The sequence below is a fragment of the Sphingobacterium sp. T2 genome, assembly GCF_000814685.1.
Lineage (GTDB): Bacteria > Bacteroidota > Bacteroidia > Sphingobacteriales > Sphingobacteriaceae > Sphingobacterium > Sphingobacterium thermophilum.
Map to the genome: position 1 here is coordinate 1 of NZ_JXAC01000235.1, position 7,274 is coordinate 7,274.

Sequence of the window (7,274 nt, forward strand, 5' to 3'; positions counted from 1 at the left end):
AGTTTTTCTTTCTTATTGGTGAATGATTTTTGCTACTACCTTGCAAGCCTTGCTTAGCCTATAATTTTGGTAAAGCCTAAGCCAAAATTGTAAATTCGATTTACTTAATCCTTCTCGCTTTGCAAGGCTTCCAATACTGTCTTTACCTCGTAGAATAGTGGTTACTAGACGTAACTTAAAATTGAAATTATACTTCTGTTTTTTACTCATAAAAATGCCCCAAATAAGTGTCTAACTTTTTGGGGCATGTCTAAGTTAGGAGCTTTTTGTTTCTTTATCTTACACCGTGCATAAGTTTTTTAACCAACGGATGTAATAGTATTACTATCACTCCAGCCACAACAGGCACTATAGTGAATATCAAGAAGAATGTACTCAAAGAATATTCTTTAGTGATATTCTCTATTTGACCACCTAAGATTGCTGCCAGCTTATTACCTATAGCTATGGCCAAGTACCACATACCAAACATAAATGCTATCATCCTCGCCGGAACCAGCTTGCTCACATACGACAGTCCCACAGGAGAAAGACAAAGCTCCCCTAAAGTGTGGAACAGATACGCTAACACGAGCCATACCATAGACACCTTAACACCGGCATGCAACCCATGAGCTCCAAATGCTAACAATCCGAAACCTATAGCCATGACAATCAATCCCAAGCCATATTTTACGGAAGCCGGAGGGTTGAACTTAGACTCCCAAACCTTCGAAACCATATTGGCAAAGGAAATGATAAAAAATGAGTTTAAGATCGAGAACCAAGAAACCGTAATCTCAGAAGATTCTGCTGTAAACTCTTTATACAACATCCACCCTGCAATGGCCCATAATGCTGCAAAACAGATTATCTGTACCCAATTGGACAAAGGTGCCTTGCCAAAAGTGGCTTTCGTCAACTTAAATACTACATAGGTAATAAGAGCCAATGGAACTACCGTCAGTAAAGTATTTATCGTATTGAAAATGAGCAATGAATTTCCCGTCAACGAGCGATCCACATAGTCACGTGCAAATAATACTAACGAAGAAGCTCCTTGCTCGAAAGACATCCAGAAGAATATCACAAAAAAAAGCAAAGATGATTACCGCAATCATACGGTCACGAACCACTTTCGTATAACGAATTAAGCGAGAGATGATGACAAAAATAAACAACACCAAGGCCGTAAGGATAGCCACATACTGTCCGGCATAATCTCCTATCTGAAATACAGAAAGAATATCAATATTGGCAATTTTCGACAGCGGGTCATTGAAAGCATATCCCAAGCCCAATAAAGTCATCACCACAATAAGAAAAGTATCCAACTTGGTAAACGGATTAGGCTTGTCGTCAGGATTGGAAGTATCCCACTTTTGTGCCTTCGCTGCAGCTCTTTGTTCTGCCGTAGGAGGATCGCCAATTTTTCCAAAAATAGGCTTAGCAAACCAAAACTGCAAGGTCCCCAAAAGCATAAATATTCCAGCAAGGCCGAAGCCCCAGTGCCACCCAATCTTTTCGGCAAGATAACCGCAGAGCATCATACCAAAGAAAGCTCCCGCATTTACACCCATGTAAAAGATAGTGTATGCTCCGTCCTTTTTCTGTGGAAAACCTTTATACATTTCCGAGAGAATGGAGGTCATATTTGGTTTAAAAAAACCCGTTCCTATTACTAATGCCGCCAATCCCAAATAAAGAAACAGAGGTGTATTGAAGGCCATAAACAAATGTCCCAATGTCATTATCGCTGCCCCTATTACTACGGCATAGCGATAGCCCAAATACTTGTCAGCCAAAATACCACCGAATATCGGAGAGATATACAACAACATGGCATAAGTACCGTATAAGGCTCCCGCCTGTACAGGGTCCCATCCCCATCCCGAAAAAGGACTCCCCACAATGATGGCTGTAGTCAAAAAGTTCACCAACAAAACACGCATCCCATAGAATGAGAAACGTTCCCACAATCTCGGTAAAAAATAAGACAAAAAGTCCCGAAGGATGACCTAGGACCATATGTCCGTCAATTCCCTGCTTTTCTAGTTCCGCTGAAAACGAGTTGTCCGTAGTCTGACTCATATAGTGTTCTTGTTTAATGATAAAGTCCCAAAAATACAATTTAGAACACTAAGTTGTATGACAGCATATTAAAAATAATAATCCTTACAAGGTCTGAAGTCCTCCCTGTAAGGATCAAAAATTTAGCTTAAAACTTATTTAACTATTCTATCTAATTCAGTCTCAAAACCTAACCCTCTACAGCTTTTAGCTTTTTGGTCTTATTTATCTTCCACTGCAATAAAATAACAGACAACACAAATGTTACAACAGCTATTATGGTCAATCCCCATATTGAGGAAGTTACCATCTCTGCTTTGCCGTGTTCAATGACTAGGGTTCTGAAAATCTGTAGGTAGTGTGTCAGTGGAATACATTTTGCGAACGCAACGACCCACGCCGGCATTTGACTCAACGGCCACGTGAAACCACTGAGAATAAAGGATGGGGTTGCTACAACCATCAGTATTTCTGTAGCCTGTAACTGTGTCGGAATAGCTATACTCACTAATATTCCCAAGAATCCAACAGCTAGCAAAAACAATAGCGATGCTCCCCAAAAGGTAAAACCTTCAATATGTAATGGCATTCTGTATATCAAAGAATAGCATAATACAGCACGTAAATCAGAACCGACATCAACAAATAAGGGGTAAGCTTCACAAAAAGTAATTTCAGGACGTTTGATGACTTGTCTACCAAAGTACCGAAAGTGCCTTTTTCGAATTCGGAAGCAAAACTCAATGCCAACCCCAACATTAACACCTGCTGAAACACAGTCAGCAATACCCCCGGAAGCATGAAATATAGATAGTTGCCGGATTTAAAGTTCTGACGTATGATTGTCGTCTTGAAAGGTTCATATTGTTGTGTAGCCACATATTCGGGCACACCTTTTTTCTCCAGACTTTTTATCTGAATCCCTGCCTTCATCGTAGCCACACATACATTGGCAGCCATCATGGCATAATTAGAGGTCAACGTGTTGGAAGTGTTGACAAACAGGGTCACTTCCGTAGGCCGGTTATAGTTGATGTTCGAAGAAAAATTTCGGGGTATCTGCACCACCACCGTAGCTTCTTTGCGCATAGCCTCTTCGTGAGCCTTAAAATTGTCCGGCAGGATGGAAGCCACATAAATGACTTCATTGTCATTGAACATATCTATCAGCTGCTTAGATAGAGGCGATTGGTCTTCATCCACCACCACAATAGGCAGGTTAGTCACCGACCCTTTCTTATATACCGATCCTACCAAAATACCATACATTATCGGCGCCCCTAGAAAAAGCACCATAAGTACCTTATTCTGGAAGAACAGATGAAATTCCCTTTTAACTAACTCCCAAAAGCTTTTCATGATTAGCCTTTCTTAATTTTCTTTCACAATAAAACTAGCTTTGGTAAGAAGCTCTTTTGCCTCCGCAGCGTTGACAGGCTTCATACGTATTTCAAAGACTGCTTCCTGTTGTTCGAAATCAGGATATGCTGTGCTGATGTTTGCATACGAAGATAAAGCTTTGATTGTCTCTATCTTTGCCTCTACTTTCTTGTCGCCCAAATAAGGGATACGCAGCGTCTTTACAGCACCTTTCTGAAAATCTTTCATCTTACTCTCAGGTACTGTAACTCTGAAATAGGTTCCATCGGTGATGTAACCGGATATCAGGCTATATCCCGCCAAGGCCAGCTCCCCGACCTTAAGGTTTATGGTTTCCACAGACATGTCTTGCGGAGCAATAATATAACGTTCCTGTGCTGCTACATTGACCTCCGTCACTGCTCCCAAAGCTCTTTCCTTCTGTCCTAAGGCCATCTTCTGCTGCTCAATACGTGCTCCTTTGAGAACATCGGCCAGCTCTGCCTGTGCCGCCAAATATTGATTTTTGGCACCATGGTATTTGGCGTACACCTCATCATACTTCTGCTGCGACACCAAAGAGTCGGCCAACAGGTTGCGCATACGATCCAACGACTTTTGCGCAAACTCATATTGCTCTTTCAATCCGTCCACTTTAGCCCTCAACTGTTGAAGCTGACCGTCCGTAGCACCTTTCACAGCCATCTCGTATTGTGCCTGAGCAGCTTCCAAAGCACCTTGCGCCTGAATAGCCTTAGCATCTACTTCTGGAAGTTCAAGTATAATCAATGTATCACCTTTGTGGACAAGTTGCCCTTCCTCGACAAGGATTTTTTGAATCTTCCCCGGAATCTTGGTTGTCACCGACAGCTGATCTCTTTCTATCTTGCCTTCTAAACCTTTGGTCTGCTCTGTGTGATTGGAACAAGCCTGTGCCAACAAAGCTATTCCCAATATATATGCTATGTTTTTCATGATTATCTTACAATGATTTGATATAAGTTTCCGTTTGCTTTTAACAACTCCGTAGCAGCCATTCGCTGGCTCAAAACTTGATTATAATAGTTTAGTGATTGTTTATAAAACTCGTTTTCTGCCTCAAGACGTTCTGTAACATCCTGTAAGCCTTCCTCAAATTGACGGGAAGCTAAGTGTAGATTATTCTGTGCTATTGTCATCTGTTGCCTGCTGACCCCTATTTTCTTGAGAGCTAAATCGTAGTCTGCTTTGGTCTTTCTTTGCAACAAACTGAGCTTTTCTCTGGTGTCCTCCAGTTTGTTCTCATTGATTTTCAAATCCAGCTTTGCCTTTTCTATGGATGTCTTATGGGTTTTACCTTCAAGAATATTCCACCTTAAGCCTACTCCTACAGCATAGGTGGGAGCCAACTGAAGATGATTGGATTTGAGCTGTACGTCACCCAGTGGACCTAAATCTTTAATGGTTGTCTGGGTATGAAAAGCATTCAGATAGGAAACATTACCAAAGGCAAAAACTTTTGGCAACATTGCTCCTTTCTCCTTTTTCAACACATATTCATAAGCTTTCTGCGAAGCTTCCAAAGCTTGCAGCTCTTTGCGGTTCATCGCCATGGCATCATCCTCCAGCACGATCTCTTCCAATCTATAGCTTACCTGTAGCAGCTCTTCTTTCGGCAGTCCTGTAAGCTCTTCCAGCTTGAAATACAACAGATCTCTGTTGCTTTGCACTTCCGCCCTTTTACTTTCCAACTCCAACATGGCCAATTTGATCTTGTCACGGTCATAAGGTATTGCAAAACCGTTTTCGATAGCCTTAACAACCTTCTGATGCTCTTTATTGAGTCGCTTTTCGGAATCAGTGATAAGCACATCCACCTCCTTCAAAAGCATGAGCTGATCAAAAGAAGTGATGATTTCTTGAGCTATGGCATCGTAGCCGGCTTCCGTCATCAGCATCTGGGCCTTGTACTTTTGTTCTAAGGCTTTCTGACCGTTGGTAATCTGTAACCCGCTGAAGATAACCTGAGTAGCTGTAACGCCGGATACGACTGCTGGGTAGAGAGATTTCCTTTTGTGGTGCCTTCAAAAAGATTAATTCCGGTAATGGGCAGCTGTTGTGTGGGTAAATCCACATCCACTCCCGTATTTACATAGCCATACAAAGCGTTCAAAGACACATTGGGGAGAAACTTGCCTTTTACTTCTTCACGATCCAATGCCACCTTTTGATTTTCCAGCAAGGCGTTCTGAATACTTTTATTGTGTAGGACAGCCTTCTCAATGCTGTTCCGGAATGGCTTTAACATTTCTTGTGCTTTACCATATTGTCCCCATAGTATGCCGACAAGTGCTAAAGCGGGATAAATGAAAACTCTTTTCATATTGTTTCCGTTGTTTTGGACAGGAGCAAAATTGCAGCTTTTAAAGGTTAATAATTTTCAGATATCTTAAAAAAATAAAATATCTATAGATGCATCCTAATCTACAAACATTATGTCTTAATGTTTATCAATATCAATTTAGCAAATTTTATCAGTTCTTAATTACTCTTTATAAAATAAAAAATCCATTCTCTGTCGGGAGAATGGATTGCTATGATGCCTTATCTTATCATATCATCCCACGAATGACGGACAATGTCTGCTGCGAGACGCCAAGATAAGATGCTATATGACCTAATGAGGCATTCTGTAGCAGCTGAGGATTTTCTTTCAACAAGGCTGCATAGCGTTCTTGCGCCGTCTCAAACTGACTTTTGTAAAATCTCTTAGAAAAAGCAATTAAATTGTCTAACAAAATCTTTTCGATAATATGATTCATCGTAATGCTTGTATTAGACATCTCACGGATAGGAGCAAAAGGAAGCAAAGTAATACGCGAATGGGTTAAAGCTTGAAACCCGAAAAAACTTGGCTTCTCATAAAATACGCTTTCAATCCCCGTGCTGAACGTGTTCTCCCCGAAAAAATAGTGGGTAACATCCTTCTTGTTTTTATAATAAAAAACTCTGGTGAAGCCGGATTCGATGAAGTAGATATGCTTTAAATAGCTGTCTGGCTCGAAAATAAAATCTCCCTTGGCATATTCTTTTGTTTCACTAATTGAATCAAAGAATATTTCCAAATCGTCGTCTATATGATAAAAACTTTTGAGGTGTTCAATCAGCGTCATAAACAAAAATAGTAATCCCAAAGATATTACGCCTATAAGTCTTTTGAATTTTGCACGATGGTTTGGCTTAGGTTTGATAGACAGATCTTTCCGATTTATAGAAAAAAATTGAAAATAAGAATAAAGCATTTGACAAACCATTTTTTTTATGTACTTTTGCACTTCCGTAAGAGTGCGGAATTTTTATTTAATTAACATTAATTAGTAACAGTAACAATGCGACAGTACGAATCTGTAATCATTCTTACCCCGTTGCTTTCAGAAGATGCAGCAAAAGAAGTTATTGCTAAATTCAGAAACATCTTGACTGAAGGCGGAGCCGAAATTATCGCAGAAGATAATTGGGGTTTGAAAAAATTAGCGTATCCAATCCAGAAAAAAACAACTGGATTCTATCACTTAACAGAATTCAAGGCTCCAGGTGAATTAATCAAAAAATTAGAGGTTGAATACAAACGTGATGAGCGCGTAATGCGTTTCTTGACCGTTGCTCTTGACAAACATGCTGTTGCGTACAATGAGAAAAAACGTAGCGGTGCATTCAACAAGAAAGCTGAAACTAAAACTGAGGAGGTAGCAAACTAATGGCAAACGAAAACATTCAATACGTGACTGCTCCTAAAGTAGAGGACAACCGTAAAAAATATTGTCGTTTCAAAAAGAATGGTATCAAATATATCGATTATAAAGATGCTAACTTCTTGTTGAAATTTG

10 protein-coding genes and 1 pseudogene are annotated in these 7,274 nt (G+C 40.2%); 2 read left to right on the top strand and 9 right to left on the bottom strand.

The genetic code is table 11. The features are described 5' to 3' along the window. Positions 1–12: 12 nt before the first annotated feature. From SD31_RS21425 to SD31_RS13045, 9 genes are all read right to left on the bottom strand, one after another. Positions 13–210, bottom strand: coding sequence for a transposase (locus tag SD31_RS21425; protein WP_039054451.1), 198 nt, complete (start codon positions 208–210; stop codon positions 13–15). A gap of 64 nt (positions 211–274) precedes the next feature. After that, a complete protein-coding gene (locus SD31_RS19490; protein WP_231561629.1) occupies positions 275–1,054 on the bottom strand; it encodes a hypothetical protein in 780 nt (259 codons plus the stop codon). Further along, positions 1,008–1,931: an MFS transporter gene (locus SD31_RS19495; protein WP_231561630.1), complete on the bottom strand. Its 924-nt coding sequence runs from the start codon at positions 1,929–1,931 to the stop codon at positions 1,008–1,010. The genes SD31_RS19490 and SD31_RS19495 overlap by 47 nt, the downstream gene beginning before the upstream one ends. Before the next feature lie 308 nt (positions 1,932–2,239). Then, positions 2,240–2,638: an ABC transporter permease gene (locus tag SD31_RS19500; protein ID WP_231561631.1), complete on the bottom strand. Its 399-nt coding sequence runs from the start codon at positions 2,636–2,638 to the stop codon at positions 2,240–2,242. An 8-nt stretch (positions 2,639–2,646) separates the two neighbouring features. Continuing rightward, positions 2,647–3,408, bottom strand: coding sequence for an ABC transporter permease (locus tag SD31_RS13030; RefSeq protein WP_231561632.1), 762 nt, complete (start codon positions 3,406–3,408; stop codon positions 2,647–2,649). 12 nt (positions 3,409–3,420) lie between these two features. Beyond that, positions 3,421–4,383: an HlyD family secretion protein gene (locus tag SD31_RS13035; protein WP_039054452.1), complete on the bottom strand. Its 963-nt coding sequence runs from the start codon at positions 4,381–4,383 to the stop codon at positions 3,421–3,423. Between the two features lie 2 nt (positions 4,384–4,385). Further along, positions 4,386–5,408, bottom strand: a complete 1,023-nt coding sequence (locus SD31_RS13040; protein ID WP_316929883.1) for a TolC family protein — start codon at positions 5,406–5,408, stop codon at positions 4,386–4,388. Next, positions 5,366–5,770 carry a hypothetical protein gene (locus SD31_RS15645; RefSeq protein ID WP_052259052.1) on the bottom strand — a complete coding sequence of 135 codons (405 nt, stop codon included), beginning with the start codon at positions 5,768–5,770 and terminating at the stop codon, positions 5,366–5,368. Before SD31_RS15645 ends, SD31_RS13040 begins: the two co-directional genes overlap by 43 nt. A gap of 229 nt (positions 5,771–5,999) precedes the next feature. Further along, the gene (locus SD31_RS13045; protein ID WP_197053719.1) at positions 6,000–6,581 is read right to left on the bottom strand and encodes a Crp/Fnr family transcriptional regulator; all 582 of its coding nucleotides are present in this window, start codon (positions 6,579–6,581) and stop codon (positions 6,000–6,002) included. 195 nt (positions 6,582–6,776) lie between these two features. On the opposite strand from SD31_RS13045, the gene rpsF reads away from it, so the two are divergent. Next, entirely contained in the window at positions 6,777–7,145 is a 369-nt protein-coding gene (gene rpsF / locus SD31_RS13050) for a 30S ribosomal protein S6 (RefSeq protein WP_039054454.1), read from the top strand. Next, positions 7,145–7,274, top strand: a pseudogene (locus tag SD31_RS13055) (30S ribosomal protein S18); the annotation flags it as partial. The gene rpsF and the pseudogene SD31_RS13055, both read left to right, overlap by 1 nt.